The organism is Terrisporobacter petrolearius, from assembly GCF_020748185.1.
Lineage (GTDB): Bacteria > Bacillota > Clostridia > Peptostreptococcales > Peptostreptococcaceae > Terrisporobacter > Terrisporobacter petrolearius.
Window position 1 is genome coordinate 1 of record NZ_JAHZMO010000016.1, and the last position, 20,613, is coordinate 20,613.

Annotated in this window: 20 protein-coding genes; 16 read left to right on the forward strand and 4 right to left on the reverse strand. The window is 30.1% G+C overall.

Going from position 1 to position 20,613, the window contains the following annotated elements:
• Positions 1–253: 253 nt before the first annotated feature.
• Positions 254–1,180: a LysR family transcriptional regulator gene (locus K0040_RS10890; RefSeq protein ID WP_228108829.1), complete on the reverse strand. Its 927-nt coding sequence runs from the start codon at positions 1,178–1,180 to the stop codon at positions 254–256.
• A gap of 103 nt (positions 1,181–1,283) precedes the next feature.
• On the opposite strand from K0040_RS10890, the gene K0040_RS10895 reads away from it, so the two are divergent.
• From K0040_RS10895 to K0040_RS10920, 6 genes are all read left to right on the forward strand, one after another.
• Positions 1,284–2,309, forward strand: a complete 1,026-nt coding sequence (locus K0040_RS10895) for a YybS family protein (protein ID WP_228108830.1) — start codon at positions 1,284–1,286, stop codon at positions 2,307–2,309.
• Positions 2,310–2,540: 231 nt separating this feature from the next.
• Entirely contained in the window at positions 2,541–4,175 is a 1,635-nt protein-coding gene (locus K0040_RS10900; protein ID WP_228108831.1) for an ABC transporter substrate-binding protein, read from the forward strand.
• 94 nt (positions 4,176–4,269) lie between these two features.
• Positions 4,270–5,262, forward strand: coding sequence for an ABC transporter permease (locus K0040_RS10905; RefSeq protein WP_228108832.1), 993 nt, complete (start codon positions 4,270–4,272; stop codon positions 5,260–5,262).
• Positions 5,262–6,125 (forward strand): ABC transporter permease, encoded by an 864-nt coding sequence (locus K0040_RS10910; protein WP_228108833.1) that lies wholly within the window; start codon positions 5,262–5,264, stop codon positions 6,123–6,125. Before K0040_RS10905 ends, K0040_RS10910 begins: the two co-directional genes overlap by 1 nt.
• Positions 6,126–6,134: 9 nt before the next feature.
• Positions 6,135–7,070: an oligopeptide/dipeptide ABC transporter ATP-binding protein gene (locus K0040_RS10915; RefSeq protein ID WP_228108834.1), complete on the forward strand. Its 936-nt coding sequence runs from the start codon at positions 6,135–6,137 to the stop codon at positions 7,068–7,070.
• Positions 7,060–7,704 (forward strand): ABC transporter ATP-binding protein, encoded by a 645-nt coding sequence (locus tag K0040_RS10920; RefSeq protein ID WP_228108835.1) that lies wholly within the window; start codon positions 7,060–7,062, stop codon positions 7,702–7,704. The genes K0040_RS10915 and K0040_RS10920 overlap by 11 nt, the downstream gene beginning before the upstream one ends.
• Before the next feature lie 60 nt (positions 7,705–7,764).
• On the opposite strand, the gene K0040_RS10925 is transcribed toward K0040_RS10920, so the two are convergent.
• Positions 7,765–8,373: an MBL fold metallo-hydrolase gene (locus K0040_RS10925; RefSeq protein ID WP_228108836.1), complete on the reverse strand. Its 609-nt coding sequence runs from the start codon at positions 8,371–8,373 to the stop codon at positions 7,765–7,767.
• Positions 8,374–8,587: 214 nt separating this feature from the next.
• Entirely contained in the window at positions 8,588–9,604 is a 1,017-nt protein-coding gene (locus K0040_RS10930) for a LacI family DNA-binding transcriptional regulator (protein ID WP_228108837.1), read from the reverse strand.
• Between the two features lie 165 nt (positions 9,605–9,769).
• Between K0040_RS10930 and xylB the strand changes: the two genes are divergently transcribed.
• The 8 genes from xylB (at position 9,770) to K0040_RS10970 (ending at position 18,256) form a co-directional block, all read left to right on the forward strand.
• Positions 9,770–11,239, forward strand: a complete 1,470-nt coding sequence (gene xylB, locus K0040_RS10935; protein WP_228108838.1) for a xylulokinase — start codon at positions 9,770–9,772, stop codon at positions 11,237–11,239.
• A 12-nt stretch (positions 11,240–11,251) separates the two neighbouring features.
• A complete protein-coding gene (locus K0040_RS10940) occupies positions 11,252–11,866 on the forward strand; it encodes a DUF4867 family protein (RefSeq protein ID WP_228108839.1) in 615 nt (204 codons plus the stop codon).
• Between the two features lie 21 nt (positions 11,867–11,887).
• A complete protein-coding gene (locus K0040_RS10945) occupies positions 11,888–13,363 on the forward strand; it encodes an L-fucose/L-arabinose isomerase family protein (protein ID WP_228108840.1) in 1,476 nt (491 codons plus the stop codon).
• A gap of 53 nt (positions 13,364–13,416) precedes the next feature.
• Positions 13,417–14,073 (forward strand): fructose-6-phosphate aldolase, encoded by a 657-nt coding sequence (fsa, locus tag K0040_RS10950; protein WP_228108841.1) that lies wholly within the window; start codon positions 13,417–13,419, stop codon positions 14,071–14,073.
• Positions 14,074–14,075: 2 nt separating this feature from the next.
• Positions 14,076–14,921, forward strand: a complete 846-nt coding sequence (locus tag K0040_RS10955) for a transketolase (RefSeq protein WP_228108842.1) — start codon at positions 14,076–14,078, stop codon at positions 14,919–14,921.
• Entirely contained in the window at positions 14,922–15,872 is a 951-nt protein-coding gene (locus K0040_RS10960; protein WP_228108843.1) for a transketolase family protein, read from the forward strand. It begins immediately after the preceding gene.
• Positions 15,873–15,903: 31 nt separating this feature from the next.
• The gene (locus tag K0040_RS10965; protein WP_228108844.1) at positions 15,904–17,316 is read left to right on the forward strand and encodes an MFS transporter; all 1,413 of its coding nucleotides are present in this window, start codon (positions 15,904–15,906) and stop codon (positions 17,314–17,316) included.
• Between the two features lie 235 nt (positions 17,317–17,551).
• Positions 17,552–18,256 carry a fibronectin type III domain-containing protein gene (locus tag K0040_RS10970; RefSeq protein ID WP_228108845.1) on the forward strand — a complete coding sequence of 235 codons (705 nt, stop codon included), beginning with the start codon at positions 17,552–17,554 and terminating at the stop codon, positions 18,254–18,256.
• 84 nt (positions 18,257–18,340) lie between these two features.
• Here K0040_RS10970 and K0040_RS10975 read toward each other — a convergent pair whose 3' ends face one another.
• Positions 18,341–18,877 (reverse strand): CDP-alcohol phosphatidyltransferase family protein, encoded by a 537-nt coding sequence (locus tag K0040_RS10975; RefSeq protein WP_228108889.1) that lies wholly within the window; start codon positions 18,875–18,877, stop codon positions 18,341–18,343.
• A gap of 308 nt (positions 18,878–19,185) precedes the next feature.
• On the opposite strand from K0040_RS10975, the gene K0040_RS10980 reads away from it, so the two are divergent.
• Positions 19,186–19,719: a CD3072 family TudS-related putative desulfidase gene (locus K0040_RS10980; RefSeq protein ID WP_228108846.1), complete on the forward strand. Its 534-nt coding sequence runs from the start codon at positions 19,186–19,188 to the stop codon at positions 19,717–19,719.
• A 69-nt stretch (positions 19,720–19,788) separates the two neighbouring features.
• Positions 19,789–20,613, forward strand: a complete 825-nt coding sequence (locus K0040_RS10985; protein WP_228108847.1) for a transporter substrate-binding domain-containing protein — start codon at positions 19,789–19,791, stop codon at positions 20,611–20,613.

Consider the following 20,613-nt stretch of genomic DNA (forward strand, 5'->3'; position numbering starts at 1 on the left):
TTCTTTTTTATTTTTCATTTTAATACCTCCAAAAGTTTAATATGAATATTATTCCAAACTTACCAATTTTACATACAAAAAAGACTGTAGGTAAGTTTGTTTTACACAAATCTACCTACAGTCCCTTGGTTTATTAAATCAGTTAAATAAAAAGATGCTTAAGTCCATATTATGGATCTAAGCATCTTTTATTTTTAATCACTTTATCTGATCATTATGACTGACACAAGATAAAAGTGAATTTTTATAAAAATTATTTTGTCTCTAACAATTTACATGGTGTTTTATTTGTTTCAAACCATCTAGTAGCAAATTCCTTAAATATATGTTCATTTTTACTAAGTCGTCTGTTTTTTAATTGAGCTAAAAAAATATTTGCTGAAAAAGAATTTTGCAAATGACAAATATGTATGCTATTATCAATATTTTTTTTGTAAGATAAAGCAACATTATAAGGAAGTAAGGTAATACCTATATTTTCACAAACTAAAGCTAAAAGTGTTTTTGTTTGAGAGTCTATATATAAAGTGTTTGGAAAATAATTAAGGTTACCCCAAGTATTTAAAAATACATTATGTAAATAATAATCACCATTGACGCAAACATATTTTTCCTTAGCAGTATCAAAAATATCCACAGAGGATCTCATTGATAAAGCGTGTTTTTTTGATGTTACAAGAACTAACTCATCATCAATTATTTTATGAAGGTTTAGAATGTTTTTATGCTCATAATGGGAATTGATAAACCCTAAATTTACCATAGAGCCGCTAATGTATTCTATTATTTTACTGTTGGACCTTTCAATTAAATCTACTTGAATATTAGGATATTCCTTTTGAAAATCCCCAATAAGAGATGCTACACCGTATTCAACCATTGTGTCTATAACACCAATAGAGATAGAGCTACTCTCTTCACAAGAGTATTTTTTCATATCTAATAAAATATTTTTGTAACCTGCCATAGATTTGTGTGCAAACTTGTAGAACTCTTCTCCTGCATCAGTGAGTTTTATACTTCTATGTTGTCGATTAAATAACTCAACTCCAAGTTCTTTTTCCAAAGATTTTATATGTTTTGAAATGGATGATTGAGAAATATATAATTCTTGTGATGCTAGGGTAAAATGATTATACTTTACTATGGCTAAAAAAGACTTTATTTGTTCAAAAGTCATAATAAATCCCCCTAACCTTAACCTATACCATATATTATAACAGATAAATTTCCTAAAAAGTGGTATACTAGGTTTAATTTAAAAGTTTTTGGAGGCATAAAAATTGAATAGTTCAGTAAAAAAATTAACAGAAGCAGCCATATTATCATCTACTTTCATCGTACTTACAATGATTGCTCTTTCAACTGGTTTGGGATATGGACTGTATTTAGATTTTGGAGTGCCAATAATATTTGCACTAATATATTTCAGATGTGAATTCAAATACACATTAATGTGCGGCATTAGTAGTGTAACTTTAATATTACTTGTTCTTGGAAACTTTGCTGCTGCAATATTAGTAAGCCAAAGTTTCCTTTTAGGTATTTTATGTGGCTATTTAATTGCAAAAGCATCAGATATTTTTGATGATCTATTTTTAGGTTCTATAGTTGGTGTTATTTTTATGATATTAGTAGATATTTATGCTAGAAATATTATAGGATATAGCTTTATGGAAGAGTTCCAAGGATACATATACTACTTTAATGGCAATCCAGCAATACTTGAAAATATGTCAAAGTTATTGCCATTTGTTAAAATCAATTTACAAGTTATTTATTATTTATTTATAGCAGTATTTCCTTTTGGAATGGTATTTTCTATATATTTTATATCAATTATGTTTGGTAAAAAGCTTAGAATACTAAATGAAAATGGGAAAAGAAAATATTTTATGATGAGATCCATAAGAAATTATAGTAATTTTATGTGTATGAAAAAAGAATATTTTTATTATGCTTTAGGATATGTTGCATTAGTAAGCTTATTGAGATTTTCTAATATAAAAATTAACAATGTTTATTTAAATACTATAATAACTTGTACAGAGTATTTATCATTATATTTTATATTTAGAGACGGGAATATATTAATAGGAAATTATATAAACATTAAATATAAGAAGAAAAGTTTGAGTTTATTATACTTTGCTATTACAATAGTTTCCTTTTTCAGTATGTTTAAAGTTGCATTTTTAGTTTATGTAATTGTGGCAATATTTATGGACAAGAAATTCAATTTAAGAAAAAAGCAGAAATATATCGTAGATAGTCATACAGAAAAATTAATGATTAAGTATAAAATATAAAATTTACTTTCGTTATAAAATAAAAAATATTTAATATATGTTTAATATATGTTGAAAATAAGGGAAAGTAGTGTTATAATTTTATCATAATTTGAATATGAAATAGATCTATGAAGATCAAAAAAAAGCCATGAAGGTTAATATACTTTCGTGGCTTTTTTTGTCAAAAATGCGAATTATAGGGAAAAATGAAGAATTACAGGGAAAACAAATACTGGGGGGCTAAAGAAAATGAAATTAAAGAAAAATATTGCTAAGCTATTATCAATGGTATTATTAGTAGGTGCATTAGCCGGATGTTCTAATTCATCTAATTCAGGATCAGACACAAGTACTAAATCTGGTGTGGAACAAAGAAAAAAAAATAATGAGTTAGTAGTTGCTGTTGGAGCAGAACCAGAAGCTGGATTTGATGCTATAACAGGGGGACATGGATCTATAACTAAGGTGTTCTTCTCAACATTAATGAAAAGAGACAAAGAACTTGGATGGGAAAATGATTTAGCAACTGATTATAAAATATCAAAGGATAAGCTAACTTGGACAGTTAAAATAAGAGACGATGCTAAATTTACTGATGGAAAAGCTGTAACAGCTCAGGATGTTGCATTTACATATGAAACAACTAAGAAAAGTTCTACAGAAATAGATTTAACAATGATAAAAGAAGTAAAAGCGAAAGATGATACAACTGTTGAATTTAAATTAGAAAGACCAATGTCAACATTTGTAGAAAAATTAGGTGCTTGTGGTATAGTCCCTAAACATGCATATAATGACTCATTTAAAGATAATCCAATAGGATCTGGACCATACAAATTTGTACAATGGGACAAAGGACAACAAGTTATAGCAGAAGCTAATGCAGATTATTATGGTGAAAAACCAAGTATAAAAAAATTAACTATGGTATTTTTAGAAATTGATGCTGCTTATGCTGCTGTAAAATCAGGTGACGTTGACATGGCATCAATAAATGGAGATCTTGCTAAAGAAAAAGTTGAAGGTACTAAAATTTTAGATATACCAAGTATAGAAACTTATGGTGTTGAATTCCCAATGGTTGCAAATACTGGTAAGAAAACTGAAACAGGTTATGAAATAGGAAACAATGTTACAAGTGATGAAGCAATAAGAAAAGCGTTTAATACTGCTGTTGATAGACAAGGAATGGTTGATGGTGTGTTAAATGGATATGGTTCAGTATCTACAACTGGTCTTGAAAAAATGCCTTGGTTAAATAAAGAATCAGTTCTTGAAGAATCTGACTACAACAATATCCAAGAAGCTAAAAAAATATTAAAAGACGGCGGATGGAAAGATAGTGACAATGATGGAATATTAGAAAAAGATAAAACTAAAGCGTCTTTTAAAGTATTATATACTCCAGGAAACTATAGACAGGCATTAGGATTAGAATTCCAAAAGATAGCTAAAGAATTAGGTATAGAAATAACTTTAGAAGAAAGAACTTGGGATACTATATTAAAAGACATACATAAAGAAGCTGTATTATTTGGATGGGGTTCAGGAGATCCATCAGAACTTTACAACTTATATTATGGTAAGGCTGCAAATACACCAGTTGAGTGGGACAATGCAGGATTCTATGATAATAAAACTGTAGATAAATATATAGACAAAGCTTTAAATAGTGAAGATGAAAAAGAAGCGCTACCTTACTGGCAAAAAGCTCAATTTGATGGAAAAACTGGTGCTTGTGCAAAAGGTGATGCTCCATACTGTTGGTTAGTTAATGCAAATCACGTTTATATAGTAAGTGAAGGATTTGATATAGGCAAGCCAGTTGTTCAACCTCATGGTGGAAGAATTTTCGACAATGTTACAGAATGGGCATGGAAATAAGACAAAATAAGCTATAATATATTATGAGGACATTCTTATTTAGGGTGTCCTCACATTTGAATTATAAGAAATACAAAAAAGGGGAGTTTATTGGATGAAAAATAGCAAAAGTATAGGAGTTTTCCTATCTAAAAAAATAATAAGACTAATTACCTTATTAGTTGCCCTTTGTATAATTACATTTGTATTAATGGAGCTATCTCCAATAGACCCAGTTACAGCTTATGTGGGAGCTAGTACAAAAGTAAGTGCAGCGCAAAGAGAATTAATTGCAGAGCACTGGGGGTTGAATCAGCCGCCAGTTGAAAGATTTATGTGTTGGTTTAAGTCTATAGTGGGGGGAGACTGGGGAACTTCACTAATATACAGAAGACCAGTTTTGGAGATTATAGGGCAAAAATTTAAAGCATCTTTATACTTAATGATTATAGCTTGGGTTATTTCCGGGATTTTAGGTTTTGTAATGGGAATAATCAGTGGTAGCAATGAAAATAAGGTAATAGATAAAATAATACGTGGGTATTGTTATATTGTTATGTCAACACCAACATTTTGGCTAGGTATTTTATTTATTATGGTATTTTCTGTTTCTCTAGGATGGTTTCCAGTAGCCCTGGGAGTTCCAATAGGTGTAAGCACAGCAGATGTAACCTTTATGGACTTACTTAGTCACATGATACTTCCTGCAATCACGTTAAGTCTTATAGGTGTTTCTAATATTTGTTTGCACACAAGAGAGAAAGTAATAGAAGTTATGAATAGTGATTATGTTTTATTTGCAAAAGCTCGTGGAGAAAGTAAAAAAAGTATAATTTTTAATCACGTAATAAAAAATGTTTCACTTCCAGCCATAACATTACAGTTTTTATCATTTAGTGAATTATTTGCAGGAACCATATTTGCAGAGCAAGTATTTTCATATCCAGGACTTGGGCAGGCCACAGTTTCAGCAGGTCTTAAGGGAGATTTACCTCTTTTAATGGGGATAGTAATAATCAGTTGTATTTTTGTTTATAGTGGAAATGTAATAGCAGATTTACTATATAGAATAATAGACCCAAGAATTAAAGGAGGGGAAGTGGCATAATGAGTGAAGTAAATAGCAGTGTAAAAAGAAAATCTTCATCCTTTAAATTTGGAATTAGAGAAAAAACCATACTTTCCCTGGGAATATTTATAGTATTTTTTATAGTTATACTAGTTGTAGGAAGTGCTATTGATACTGAAAAGTTTAGTATAGATTTAATTAATAAAAATCAAGGGCCTTCATTAGCTCATGTATTTGGTACAGACTGGATAGGCCGCGATATGTTTTTTAGAACATTAAAAGGTCTTAGTATAAGTATGAAAATAGGAGTTTTATCTTCTATTATAAGTGGAATAATTGCAGTAATACTGGGGGTAATCGGACCTACTTGTGGTAAAAAAGTAGACTTAGTTATAACTTGGTTTATAGATTTAGTTTTATCAGTACCTCATACTTTAATAATAATCTTAATCTCTATGGCAGCAGGTGGAGGATTAAAGGGAATAGTTCTTGGAGTATCCCTTACTCACTGGACTTCACTTACTAGAGTAATAAGAGCAGAAGTTATGCAAGTAAAAGAATCTGATTATACGAAAATTGCAAAGAATTTTGGAAAATCAAATTTATATATAGCTAAAAATCATATTTTACCTCATGTAATACCTCAGCTTTTAGTTGGAATTGTATTAATTTTCCCTCATGCTATCTTACATGAAGCTTCAGTTACTTTCTTAGGATTTGGTTTACAATCACATGAACCAGCCATAGGAATAATTTTGTCAGAATCCATGAAATATCTAACTAGTGGAAAATGGTGGTTAGCATTTTTCCCAGGATTATCATTAGTTTTAGTTTCTATGATGGTGGATAATATGGGTAAAAAAATAGGAAAATTAATTGATCCTAAAACAGCTTATAATTAGGAGGTAGCTATGAATAAGGAACCAATTTTAAGTGTTAGAAATTTGGAGATATGTTTTAGCCAATATACAAAGGGATTAAATAGAATAGATTCAAAGGCTATAAATAATTTAGATATAGATTTATATAAAGGTGAAATATTAGCAGTTGTTGGGTCTAGTGGTTCAGGTAAAAGTCTACTTGCTCACTCAATTCTGGGGATACTACCAAGTAATGCAGTGACAAGAGGAGATATAACTTATAAAAATGAATTATTAGACGAAAAAAGAAAAGAAAAACTTAGGGGAAAAGAAATTGTATTTATTCCTCAATCAGTAAATTATTTAGATCCACTAATGGAAGTGGGAAAACAAGTTAAGATTTCCATAAAAGATAAAAAGAAAAGTAATAGTATACTTAGAAATGTATTTAAAAAATATAACTTAGAAGAAAAGGTAGAAAAATATTATCCTTTCCAACTATCAGGTGGAATGGCAAGAAAGGTTCTTTTATCAAGCGCTTTAGTTAGTGACTGTGAAGTAATAATCGCAGACGAACCAACGCCAGGCTTAGATGAAAAATCTTTAAATGAAGTCTTAAAAGATTTTAGAGATTTGGCTGACAGTGGCTGTGCATTACTTGTAATCACCCATGATATATCTGCTGCTTTAAAAATTGCAGATAGGGTGGCAATTTTCTATGGAGGAACTACTTTGGAAATTGCAAAAGCGCAAGACTTCAAAAACGGTGGAGAAAACTTAAGGCATCCATATACAAAGGCACTGTTTAATGCACTGCCTAACAACAGTTTTACACCAATAAAAGGTAGTCAACCACTGGCCAGTGAGCTACCTGTAGGATGTTTATTTTATGATAGATGTGAAATAAGAACACCTGATTGTGAAAACATAAAACCTGAAATGAAAGAAATAAGAGATGGAAAGGTGAGATGTTTATATGCTACTTAAAGCTGAAAATATTAACTTTAAATATAGAGGAGATAAATATATATTAAAAGATATAAATTTATCTGTAAAAAATAATGAAGTGGTTGGAATAGTAGCACGTAGTGGATTTGGTAAAACTACTTTTGCTAAGATTTTGGCTGGATATATTAAACCAGACAAAGGAAATGTAATACTAGAAGGTTGTGAGAAAAAGAAAAATGCTTTCAACCCTGTCCAACTAATTTTCCAACATCCAGAAAAATCAGTAAATCCAAAATGGAAAATGAAAAAAATTATAAATGAAGCTTATGTACCAAGTGATGAAATGATAGAAGCTATGGGAATTAAGAAAGAATGGTTAAATAGATGGCCAAGTGAACTTTCTGGTGGGGAGTTGCAAAGGTTCTGCGTTCTTAGAGCTCTTAGTCCTGAAACTAAGTTTCTTATAGCTGATGAGATGACTACCATGTTAGATGCTATAACACAGGCTCAAATTTGGAATGTGGTTATTGATTATTGCAAGAAAAACAGTATTGGACTTATTGTTATCAGTCACGATAAGGATTTGGTGAATATTGTTTGTGATAGAGTTATTAATTTGGAAGAAAATAGTGAAGAGAATAGATTGATAGAAGTTGATAAAAATATAGTGTAAATTTGAAGAGTAGAGAAGAGATTCTCTACTCTTTTTAGTATATTGAAATTTTTGACAAAGTTAACTAATCAAAGCTTTAATCCCAGCATTTATTGTTCCTTCCAACATGCCACCATGATAAGAAATAACTTTACTTATAGGTAGTTTTGAAACTTTTTTTACAGAATCAAGATAAGTTTCATTATCAAAATTCAAACCTTTGTCAGTAAGTCCTAACAAATTGAGCTGTATATCGAGCAAATTCCCTGCAATTAAAAGTTCTTCATCTTTTATATATAAACTAACATGGCCTGGAGTATGACCAGGGGTAGATATTACTTTAATATTGTCAAAATGAGGAGTTGTGTCGTTATCATTTAATTTTATATGAACTAAAAATTTATTATCAAGTGAAGGAGCCATAACTATTACATCGGGTATAGTATTTACAATATCTTTTGTGCAACCTAAGTTGTCAAAGCCTTTATGTGTTAAAAGCATATGGCTTAAATATCTAATATCCAGTCCTTCATTATAAAAGGCAGTTCTGATAGTTTCAAACTCTCCAGGATATGCACTATCAACTAAAAGCATTTTTCCTTTATTTAAAATTACTACAGGATAAGTAAATTTATCAGGATGTATTTTTGTTGGTATTTTTAGCATATATATATTGTCGTTGACTTTCATTTTGCCTCCTATTTTTTTGTTTATATATATTATCCTGCATGTGGACTTTATTATGTTGCTAAAAAAATAACAGAAAAGTAGTAATTTTAGATGAGTGTAATTATTTGGATTAAAAATAAATTTTTATATTAAAATAAGTATATTCAATTGAATATACTTATGAATATGCTTATTTAATATGTAATAGCTAATATGTAATAGTTAATATTTAATATTACATATTTTCTTTTATACGAATATCTAAACGTAAGTAATTATGTTCTTTTTTAGGCTGTTCACCAGTAGATAAATATGAAAAAAGTATGTCTAAAGGTTTTGAACCTTGAAGTTCTGGTTGTTGACATATAGTAGCTTTAATCAATCCATTTTCAATCATTTTTTTTGTTGTAGGCACATTATCAAAAGAAATACTTGTTATATTATTTTCTTTTTTTGAGGAAATAACTGCACTACAACCTCCATATACACCACCAGCAACAAAAAATAATGCATTAATATCTTTATTTTCAAGTAACCTAGAAGTAAGTTCATAACTTTTAATATCATCATCATCGTTGTAAACTGTGTCAATTACTTTAATATGAGGATAATTTTTTTTAATGCAATCTTTAAGTCCTGATATACGCTCACTATGACACATAACATTTTTGGAACCACTTACAATTCCTAGATTAACATCTCCCTTAGTTATTATATTAATCAAACCAGCAGCAGTTTTACCTGAATCATAATAATTGCTGCCAACATAAGCAAGTCTCTTAGATCCTTCTATATCTGTATTTAGAGTTACTACAGGAATTCCCATATCATAAAGTTCATTAATTTTTGATACAATTTTTTTATCATTATATGGTGTAAGAGCAATACCATTAATACCTTCATTTACAAATTCATCTATTGATTTTAATTGTTCATCTATACATAAAGGAATAGATTTTATTTTTATTGTACAATTATAACTTTCAAGTTCTTTACTTTTTTCATTAATACCTTTTATAACATCATCAAAAAATGGATTATTAGCTCCAAATAAAATTACACCTAATTTTAATTTCTTTTTTTGGGCACTCAAAATAAGACCAGCTTTATTTGGTTTATAATTAAGTGCATTTGCTATTTCTTTTACTTTGTTAGCTGTATCAGGATTAACCATTCCACGATTATTTAGTACACGATCGACAGTACCTCTAGATACGCCTGCCAATTTAGCGATTTCTTTTATAGTAGCCATTTTAAACTCCTCTTAGTAATGATTTATATATAGTTAGAATATCATATGAATTTAAAAAAGTCAAATGTGCTTAGGCACATAAAAAATAAAATAACTGTTGATTTTTATAAAATATGCATATACAATAAAAGTGTGCTCGAACACATAACTCAAAGGGGGATGAACATGTTATATATAGGTATCGATTTAGGGACATCATCAGTAAAGTTACTGTTAATGGATGAAAGTGGAGCAATAAAAAACATTGTATCAAAGGATTATCCATTATTTTTCCCTAAGAATGGATGGTCAGAGCAAAATCCGCAACATTGGTACGATCAGTCTATAGAAGGTATTAAAGAATTAGTGGAACCATTTGATAAAAGTCAAGTTGCAGGAATAAGCTTTGGTGGCCAGATGCACGGACTAGTAGTATTAGATAAAAATGATCATATTATTCGTCCAGCTATTCTTTGGAATGACGGAAGAACAGGAAAAGAAACAGAATACCTGAATAATGTTATAGGCAAAAAAACCTTATCACATTATACGGCTAATATTGCTTTTGCAGGATTTACAGCACCAAAAATTCTGTGGATGAGAAATAATGAGCCAGAAAATTTTGATAAGATAGAAAAAATAATGTTACCAAAGGATTATCTTGCTTATAAGCTTAGTAATACGTTTTGTACTGATGTTTCTGATGCATCGGGAATGTTATTATTTGATGTTGAAAACAAATGTTGGTCAGCTGAAATGATGAAAATTTGTGAAGTAAAAGAGAATCAATTACCTAAAATATTTGAAAGTTATGAGGTAGTAGGTAATCTTACAAAAGAGGTTGCTAAAGAACTTGGCCTTAAGGAAGATGTAAAAATTATAGCAGGTGGGGGCGATAACGCAGTAGCTGCTATAGGTACTGGTACAGTAGGAAATGGAGTGTGTAATATATCCCTTGGAACTTCTGGAACAGTATTTATTGCAAGTGAAAAATTTGGAGTAGATGATAACAATGCACTTCATTCTTTTGCACATGCAGATGGAAAATATCATTTAATGGGATGCATGCTTAGTGCAGGTTCATGTAATAAATGGTGGATAGAAGAAATATTACAAACTAAAGAATATAATAATGAATTAAATAATATAAAAGAACTTGGTAAAAACAAAGTATTCTTTTTACCATATCTTATGGGAGAAAGATCACCACATAATGATCCAGATGCTAGAGGATGTTTTATTGGTATGAGCATGGACACAACTCGTGAACAAATGTCACAAGCTGTTCTTGAAGGAGTAGCATTTGCTCTAAGAGATAGTTTTGAAGTAGCTAAATCTTTAGGAATTGACATAAATAGTACGAAGATTTGTGGCGGAGGAGCTAAAAGTAAGATTTGGGTTGAAATAATAGCAAATGTATTAAATGTAAATGTTGAAAAAATTGAGGTGGAAGAAGGTCCTGCCTTAGGAGCTGCAATTTTAGCAGCAGTAGGTTGTAAGGAGTTTGAAAGTGTAAAAGATGCAACAGACAAAATTGTAAAGGTTGTAAACACTGTTAAGCCTGATCCTGAGCTTGTAGCACTTTATGATAATGCTTATAAAAAGTTCAAAGGAATATATCCTACTGTTAAAAATTTATATAAAGAATTATTATAATAGAGGTGGAATATGAAGATTTGTAGCATAAATGATGCTTCTTTCAAGAAGTATGGAAAAGTACTTAAAAATTATAAATTTGATGAAATATTAAATTTAATGGAAGAGTCTGAATGTGGTGAAAACGTTGTTTATTATCCATCCATATCAGAATTGGAAAACACAAATGATATGAAGATATTACAAAATGAGCTATATGGTGGTATGCCAATTCAAATAGGATATTGCAATGGTTATAATAATAAATTAAATGCATTAGAATATCACAGAGATAGTGAGATAAATATTGCAGCAACAGATTTAATATTACTTCTTGGATCACAACAAGATATTACAGAAGATTTTACTTATGATAGTTCAAAAGTAAAGGCTTTCCTAGTGCCAAAGGGAACTGCAATTGAGGTTTATGCAACTACTCTACACTATGCACCTTGTGGAGTAGATAATAAAATGTTCAAATGTGTAGTAGTTTTACCAAAAGGAACAAACACAGACATAGATTTTAAAATCTGTAGGGAAGATGAAAACGCTTTATTATTTGCCAGAAATAAATGGTTAATAGCTCATGAAGAAGCAAATATAGAAAATGCAGTAAATGGAATACATGGAGAAAATATAACATTATAAAAAGAAAAGGGGAGTTTTGTTATGAATAATATGCCAAAAATTAAAATAGGAATAGTTGCAGTAAGTCGTGATTGTTTTCCAATGTCACTTTCTGAAAATAGACGTAGGGCAGTAGTAAAAGAGTATACACAAAAATATGGTGAAATATATGAATGTCCAACATGTGTAGAAAATGAAATACATATGAGAAAAGCACTTAAAGAAGTAAAAGAAGCTGATTGTAATGCATTAGTTGTTTATCTTGGAAACTTTGGACCTGAAACGTCAGAAACTTTATTAGCTAAAGAATTTGGTGGACCAGTTATGTTTATAGCAGCATCAGAAGAAAGTGGAGATAAGCTTTTAGATGATAGAGGAGATGCTTACTGTGGAATGTTAAATGCAAGCTACAACTTAAAACTTCGTAATATAAAAGCATATATACCAGAATATCCAGTAGGAACTGCAAGTGAATGTGCACATATGATACATGAATTTGAACCAATAGCTAAATCTGTTTATGGATTAGAAAATTTAAAAATAATTTCTTTTGGTCCACGTCCTCAAGATTTCCTTGCTTGTAATGCTCCAATAAAACAACTTTACAATCTGGGCGTTGAAATAGAAGAAAACTCAGAACTTGATTTATTTGAAGCTTTTAAAAATCATGCAAATGATGATCGTATACCAACTATAGTAAAAGAGATGGAAGCTGAGCTTGGAGAGGGAAATAAAAAACCTGAAATATTAGACAAACTAGCTCAATATGAACTTACTCTACTTGATTGGGTAGAAGCACATAAAGGATCTCGTGATTTTGTAGCTATAGCAGGTAAATGTTGGCCAGCATTCCAAACTCAATTTGGATTTGTACCATGTTATGTTAATAGCCGTTTAACAGCTAAAGGAATTCCAGTTTCTTGTGAAGTTGATATATATGGAGCACTTAGTGAGTTTATAGGAACAGTTGTAAGTAATGATACAGTTACTTTACTTGATATAAATAATACAGTACCAAATGATATGTATATGGAAGATATAAAACCTAAATATGAGTATACATTAAAAGATACATTTATGGGATTCCATTGTGGAAATACTGCATCAAATAAATTATCTTTCTGTGAAATGAAATACCAAAAAATAATGGCTCGTTCTTTACCAGAAGAAGTTACTCAAGGTACATTAGAAGGAGATATAGTTCCAGGAGATATAACTTTCTTCCGTTTACAAAGTACTTCTGATGCAAAACTTCGTGCTTATATTGCACAAGGAGAAGTATTACCAGTAGCAACTAAGTCATTTGGAGCTATAGGAGTATTTGCAATACCTGAAATGGGAAGATTCTATCGTCATGTATTAATAGAAAAGAATTACCCACATCATGGTGCAGTAGCATTTGGACACTTTGGAAAAACATTATATGAAGTATTCAAATACTTAGGTGTTTGTGTTGAAGAAATAGATTATAACCAACCAAAAGGTACTCGTTATAAAACTGAAAATCCATTTTGTTAATTATAAAAATTGTTAAATATAAATATTATTAATTAAAATAGGGGGAAAATTTTATGAGATTTTTTGTAGATACAGCAAACGTAGAGGATATAAAGAAAGCAAATGATACAGGGGTTATATGTGGTGTAACAACAAACCCATCGTTAATAGCTAAAGAAGGAAGAGTATTTGAAGAAGTAATTGCTGAAATAGCAAGTATAGTAGATGGACCAATAAGTGGAGAAGTAAAGGCAACAACAGAAGATGCAGAAGGTATGATTAAAGAAGGTCGTGAAATAGCAAAAATTCACCCAAACATGGTTGTAAAAATACCTATGACAATAGAAGGTTTAAAAGCATGTAAAGTACTAAGTAGTGAAGGAATCAAAACTAATTTAACTTTAATATTTACAGCAAACCAAGCTTTACTTGCAGCAAGAGCAGGAGCTACTTATGTATCACCATTTTTAGGAAGATTAGATGATATATCTGAGCCAGGTATAAATTTAATAAAATCAATAGCAGATATGTTCTCTAAATATGATGATATTCATGCGAAGATAATAGCAGCATCTGTACGTAACCCAATACATGTAAATGATTGTGCTTTAGCAGGAGCAGATATAGCAACAATTCCATATTCAGTAATAGAACAAATGGTAAAACATCCTCTTACTGAGCAAGGAATAGAAAAGTTTAAAGCGGACTATAAGAAAGTATTTGGTGAATAAATATGATAAGTAATGAAGAAAGAGAATTAAGATTAAATGCAGTTAAAGTGCGTAGGGGAATAATAGAAAGTACATTTAATGCAAAATCAGGTCATCCAGGAGGAAGCCTTTCATCAGCTGATTTATTTACTTATTTATATTTTAAAGAAATGAATATAGATCCTAAAAATCCTAAAGAGGTAAATAGAGATAGATTTGTATTATCCAAAGGACATACTGCACCAGGACTTTATTCTACCCTTGCTAACAGAGGTTTCTTCCCAGTGGAAGATTTGAAAACATTGAGAAAAATTGATAGTTATTTGCAAGGTCATCCTAATATGAATACTGTACCAGGAGTTGATATGAGTACAGGTAGTTTAGGACAAGGAATTTCCACAGCAGTTGGAATGGCAAAAGGAGCCAAATACAAAAATATTAATAGCAGAGTATATACTCTTCTAGGAGACGGAGAATTACAAGAAGGACAAGTTTGGGAAGCTCTTATGTTTGCATCTCACTATAAACTAGATAATCTTTGTGTAATAGTTGATAATAATGGACTTCAAATAGACGGAAAAGTAGATGATGTAATGAGTCCATATCCTATAGTTGAGAAGTTAGAAGCTTTTGGATGTGAAGTAAAAGCAATAGACGGACATGATTTTAATGAATTGGAAGAAGCTTTTAACTTAGCTAGAAATACTAAGGATAAGCCTTTTGCAATAGTTATGAAAACTACAAAAGGTAAAGGTATATCATTTATGGAAAATCAAGCATCATGGCACGGAAAAGCACCTAATAATGAAGAATATGATATAGCTATGAATGAATTAAATGAAGAATATGCAAGATGGGAGGCTAGATAGATGACTACACCAGTAAAAGAAATTAAAAAAATAGCTACTCGTGATAGCTACGGAAATGCCCTAGCCCAGTTAGGAAAAACAAATGAAAATCTTGTAGTTTTAGACGCAGATCTTGCAGCAGCTACTAAAACAGGCATATTTAAAAAAGAATTTGAAAATCGTCACTTTGACTGTGGAATAGCAGAAGCAAATATGGTTTGTGTAGCAGCAGGTATGTCTACAATGGGACTTGTTCCTTTTGTAAGTACATTTGCAATGTTTGCAGCAGGAAGAGCTTTTGAACAAGTTAGAAATACAATAGCATATCCTCATTTAAACGTAAAAATAGGAGCAACTCACGGTGGAATATCTGTAGGAGAAGATGGTGCAAGTCATCAATGTTGTGAAGACTTTGCCTTAATGAGAAGTATTCCAGGTATGGTAGTATTATCTCCTTCAGATGACGTGGAAGCTAAAGCTTGTGTAAAAGCAGCTTATGAACATGAAGGACCAGTATATATAAGATTTGGTAGAATGGCAGTACCAGTATTTCATGATGAAGAGAATTTTGAGTTTAAAATAGGTAAGGGTGAAATATTACAAGAAGGAAAAGATGTGGCAATCATAGCTACAGGACTTATGGTAAGTGAAGCAATAGAAGCAGGACAAATTTTGAAATCACAAGGCATAAATGCACGTGTAATAAATTTACCTACAATAAAACCTTTAGATAAAGAACTTCTTTTAGATACAGCTAAAGAATGTAAAAAAATAATAACATGTGAAGAACATTCAATCATAGGGGGATTAGGTGATGCAGTAAGTGGATATTTATCTCAAATAAACCCTGTAATTGTTAGAAAAATAGGTGTAAATGATGAGTTTGGTCATTCAGGTCCAGCTAAAGATTTACTTGAACAGTTTGGATTATGTGCAGATAATATTGTAAAAGTAGTTAAAGAAGTTTTATAAAAGTGAAAAAGCAGAATTTGGAGGAGCAAAAATGGACATAAATTTGAGGGAGAATGTATCATATAACAACATGGGAAAGGATTTAGATAATGAAAAAGTATCTGTAAGAGAAAAATTATGTTATGGAGTAGGAGATGTGGGGGCAAACCTAGTTTGGACTACTGTAGCATCATTTTTATTGATTTATTGTACAGATGTGGCAGGTTTATCAGCAGGAATACTTGGAACAGTAATGTTAATAGCCAGAGTGTTCGATGGTGTTTCAGATTTATTTATGGGTGTGCTTATAGATAAAACAAATACAAAATGGGGAAAGGCTAGACCTTGGGTATTATGGAGTGCACCACCTTTAGCGATCAGTTTAGTTATGATATTCTCTATTCCTAATATGAGTGATACAAATAAGATGATATATTTACTTGTAGTTTATATATTTATGGCGGCAGTATGTTATACAGCAAATAATTTAGCATATAATACAATGTTATCATTAGTAACAGTTGATCAAGAAGATAGAAATATAATGAACTCTATGCGTTTTACTTTGACAATGATAGCACAATTAGTGATAAATGTTATTACAATACCATTAGTAAGTTATTTTGGTGGAGACCAAAAAGCTTGGACTACATTAAGTATAATATATGCTGTAATCGCTCTTGCAGCATTCGTAACAACATTTGCAGGAACAAAAGAAAGATATAAGCCAATTGTTCAAAAAGATACGAAAGCTAAGGAAAAAACTCATCCTTTAAAAACATTTAAAGTTCTATGTAAAAATAAATATTTTATATTAATAACATTAGCTTTTGCGATTATATATATATCATTAGGTTTAACAAGTGGTTCAAGAATATATTATGCTAAATATATACTTGGAAATGAAATGATAAATAGTTCAATGACAATGTATAACTATATACCTACTATATTAGCTATGATGATTATGCCTAAATTCACTAAAAAATTTGGTAAGATAAAAGTATTATTCTCAGGATTTGTATTATATGGAATAGGCCTTATTGTACAGATAACAGGTCCAACTTATCTTCCAGGAATATATTTAGGATTAGTACTTCAAGGAATTGGACATGCAGCATTATATTCTTGTCTATTTGCAGTAGTAGGAGATGTTGTTGAATATAGTGAGTGGAAAGATGGAGTTAGAGAAGAAGGATTAACTTATAGTGTTACAAGTTTTGGTATGAAATTTGGAACAGGTCTTGGAACTGCAGCTTTAGGATGGATATTAGCACTAGGAAATTATGATGGAACAGCTTTAGTACAATCAGCATCAGCAATAACAGCTATAAAATCATTATTCTTATACCTACCTTTAGTTATAACAGTTATAGTTTGTATAATATGGTTCTTATTTATGGGAATAGATAAATTATACCCAAGAATAAAAAGAGATCTAGATGCTAGAAGAATTGAAAATTAAATAGAATAATAAAATAAAAAAGAATAATAAAATCAGAAAGCTGATTTAGATAGAAGAATAATCTATTTAAATCAGCTTTTTCATGATTTTAAAACTTTGTAAAAAACTAATATTAAGTTGTGTAGGAAAGGATATATTATATTAGATTATTCAAATAGAATTTTTTAGTGAATAGAGGGTAAATTATAAATAAAAATAACCTTGTTACGTAAAAATTAAAATAGGAGGAAAAGTAATGACAAAAAAACTTAAAAATATTACAGTAACACTTTTAACTTTAGGACTAATAATGAGTAACATGGGAAGCTTAGCTCATTCATTTGCCCAAACAAACATAGAAAAACAAAATATTACTACAGATTATAAACCTGATAAAGTAACAGAATTAAGAGTGACTATGAAAAAATCTGATTGTATAAAATTACAATGGTGCAAAGTAAAAGGTGCCAGTGGATATAGAATTTACAGAACAACTATGAAAAATGGATTTTACAGAAAAATTGATGAAGTAGATGGCAAAACTACATGTTATATAGATAAAGAGTTGGATAGTGGAACAAATTATTATTACAAGGTTAGAGCGTTGAAAAGAGCAGGAGACAAAATATGCTTAGGAGACTCATCAGACATACTAGACACTACAACTTGTCCACCGGTTGTAAAAGGACTACATGCCAATTGTGTATCTAACTCTTTTGTGGAACTTAACTGGCAGACTGTATATAAATCTTCTGGATATGAAGTTTATAGAGCAACTAATGAAAGTGGTAATTTTACAAGAATAGCCACACTTACAGACAATGGAAAAAGTTGTTACAAAGATAAAAATTTAAAAAACAGAAAAAAATACTACTATAAAGTAAGAGCATTTAAAGAATTAAACGGTCAAGTATGCTTTGGAGATTTTTCAGATGTTTTAACTATATGTACGGAGAAATAATATACTCATATAAAAACAGCACCTATTATAGGTGCTGTTTTATGTAAAAAAATAACTATTTCTTTAAGCTATTTTCATTACTACTTAGAGTTTTATACTAAAAATACTTTTTATATTTCTATCAAGTTCTTTTGATTTTATTGTAATTAATAATTCTTCTAAGGCGGACAATAATGCACTGACACATAATATTACTCCTGTAACATTAACTCCAAACAAAATATATAAAACTGGTGTTGTAAAAAGTAATAAACCAGTTATTTTATTTGTATAAGTGTGCAGAGAAGCAAAAGTATGGTATTTAATAAAACCAAATAAGTATGACAACATACGAATAACTGCGATGATAATTATCCATAACCAAATCCATCTAGGAAGATGTAATATGGGAAGAAAAACAAATATCATTGTAATGATAAAAGTAAGATCTGCAATACTATCCAGCTTTGCACCTATTTCACTTTCTATTTTCATTGATCTGGCTATAACTCCATCTAAAATATCACTAATACCACAACACATATATAACACCCAAAACAATAAAGTGAATGGATTTGTAAATAGGATAAAAAGTGAACATAGAATTCGTAGACATGTAATAGCATTCGCTAAGTTATTAATAAGACCACCTCATAATTAATTATTTTTATTTATAAGTTTATGTTAAATTAGTAAATATTTCAATAATACTTCTCTCTAGTGTAATAAGACTTATTAATTAATTAGCTTAATATCTTATTACATTGAATATAAATAAATTTTTATAGTGGGTAGTGAATTTCAAAGTACTAATATAAAAATAATCTATATAACCAATGTTATATAAAAACATACAATAATGAAAAATTGCCAAATAACACTAAAAAAATTGTTGTTATTGTATAATAAAATAGGATTTTAAATAGGAGTATTGAAAAGGGGGTGTTATGATGAAAAGGTCGAAAAAAATTGTCTTAGTTAGTCATTGTATATTGAATATAAATTCAAAGGTAGAAGGTCTTGCTACATCAAAAGCTTGTGTAAGAGAAGTTATCGATCATCTTTATGACAATGATTATGGAATCATGCAATTGCAGTGCCCTGAACTTACATGCATGGGAATAAAAAGATGGGGGCAGTCCATAAATCAATATAATAATCCTTTTTATGAAGAACATTGTACAAAACTAGCAAAAGATGTAATTAAAAGTGTTAGAAATTACATAACAAATGGCTATGAAGTCAAGTATGTTATTGGCATAGATGGAAGTCCAACTTGTGGAGTGAATTTAACTTGTTATGGTAATGCAGGTGGAGAAAATTTAGATTTTGATGGATATGAAACAAGAGAAGGTCAAGGTGTATTTATGGATACTTTGATGAAAGAAAATGAAAAGTACAATTTGGGGTTAAAGTTTGTAGGAATAAATGAAGAAGATCCAATTAAAAGTATGGAAAGTTTAAAAATGATAATATCTGGTTAATTGAACATAAGTCATATAAAGTGATTGTGTTTAAAATATAAATATTACATATTAAGAGGGAGTTATGTTATGAAAAAATTAAAAAAATCATTGATATTAGTATTGTCAACAATACTATGTATAGGAGCTGTAGGGTGTTCTGCTCCGAAAGAAGATGAAAAAGCCGAATCTAAAGAAAGTAAAAGTACAGCTTGGGATACAATACAAGAAAAAGGCGAATTAGTAGTAGGTATGTGTCCAGAGTATCCACCTTTTTCAACAAGAAATGAAGCTGGGGATGTGGAAGGTTTTGATGCTGACTTTGCAAAAGCTTTAGGAGAAGAACTAGGGGTAAAAGTAACAATTAAAGATACACCATGGGAAGGACTAGTAGCAGGATTACAAAAGGGTGATCATGATGCAATAATATCTGCCATGTCTCCACAAGAAGCAACATCAGCGTCACAAAACGTTAATATGAGTAATCCTTATTACGAACTTAGTGATATTATAATTGTTCAAGAAGATAATAATGATATAAAAAGTAAGGAAGATTTAAAAGGTAAAACTGTAGGCCTTCAAGCAACAAGCAGTTGCGAGGTAGCAATAGAAGAGTTAAACAAGACTACAAAGCTTAAAGACATAAGAAAGTATAACAGAACCCAAGAAGCTGTGTTAGACTTACAAAATGGTAGAATTGATGCAGTAGCAGCAGGGATTGCTTTTGCAGCATCTCAAATAAAAGATAATGACGCTCTTAAAATTATTAATGACCCAATTCAAAAATGTGATTTAGTTGTAGTAATGAATAAAGGTGAAGATGAATTAACAAATAAAATAAATGATGCCATATCAGCAATTAAAGAAAATGGTAAGTATGATGAGCTTGTAAAGAAATGGTTAGATATAAAATAA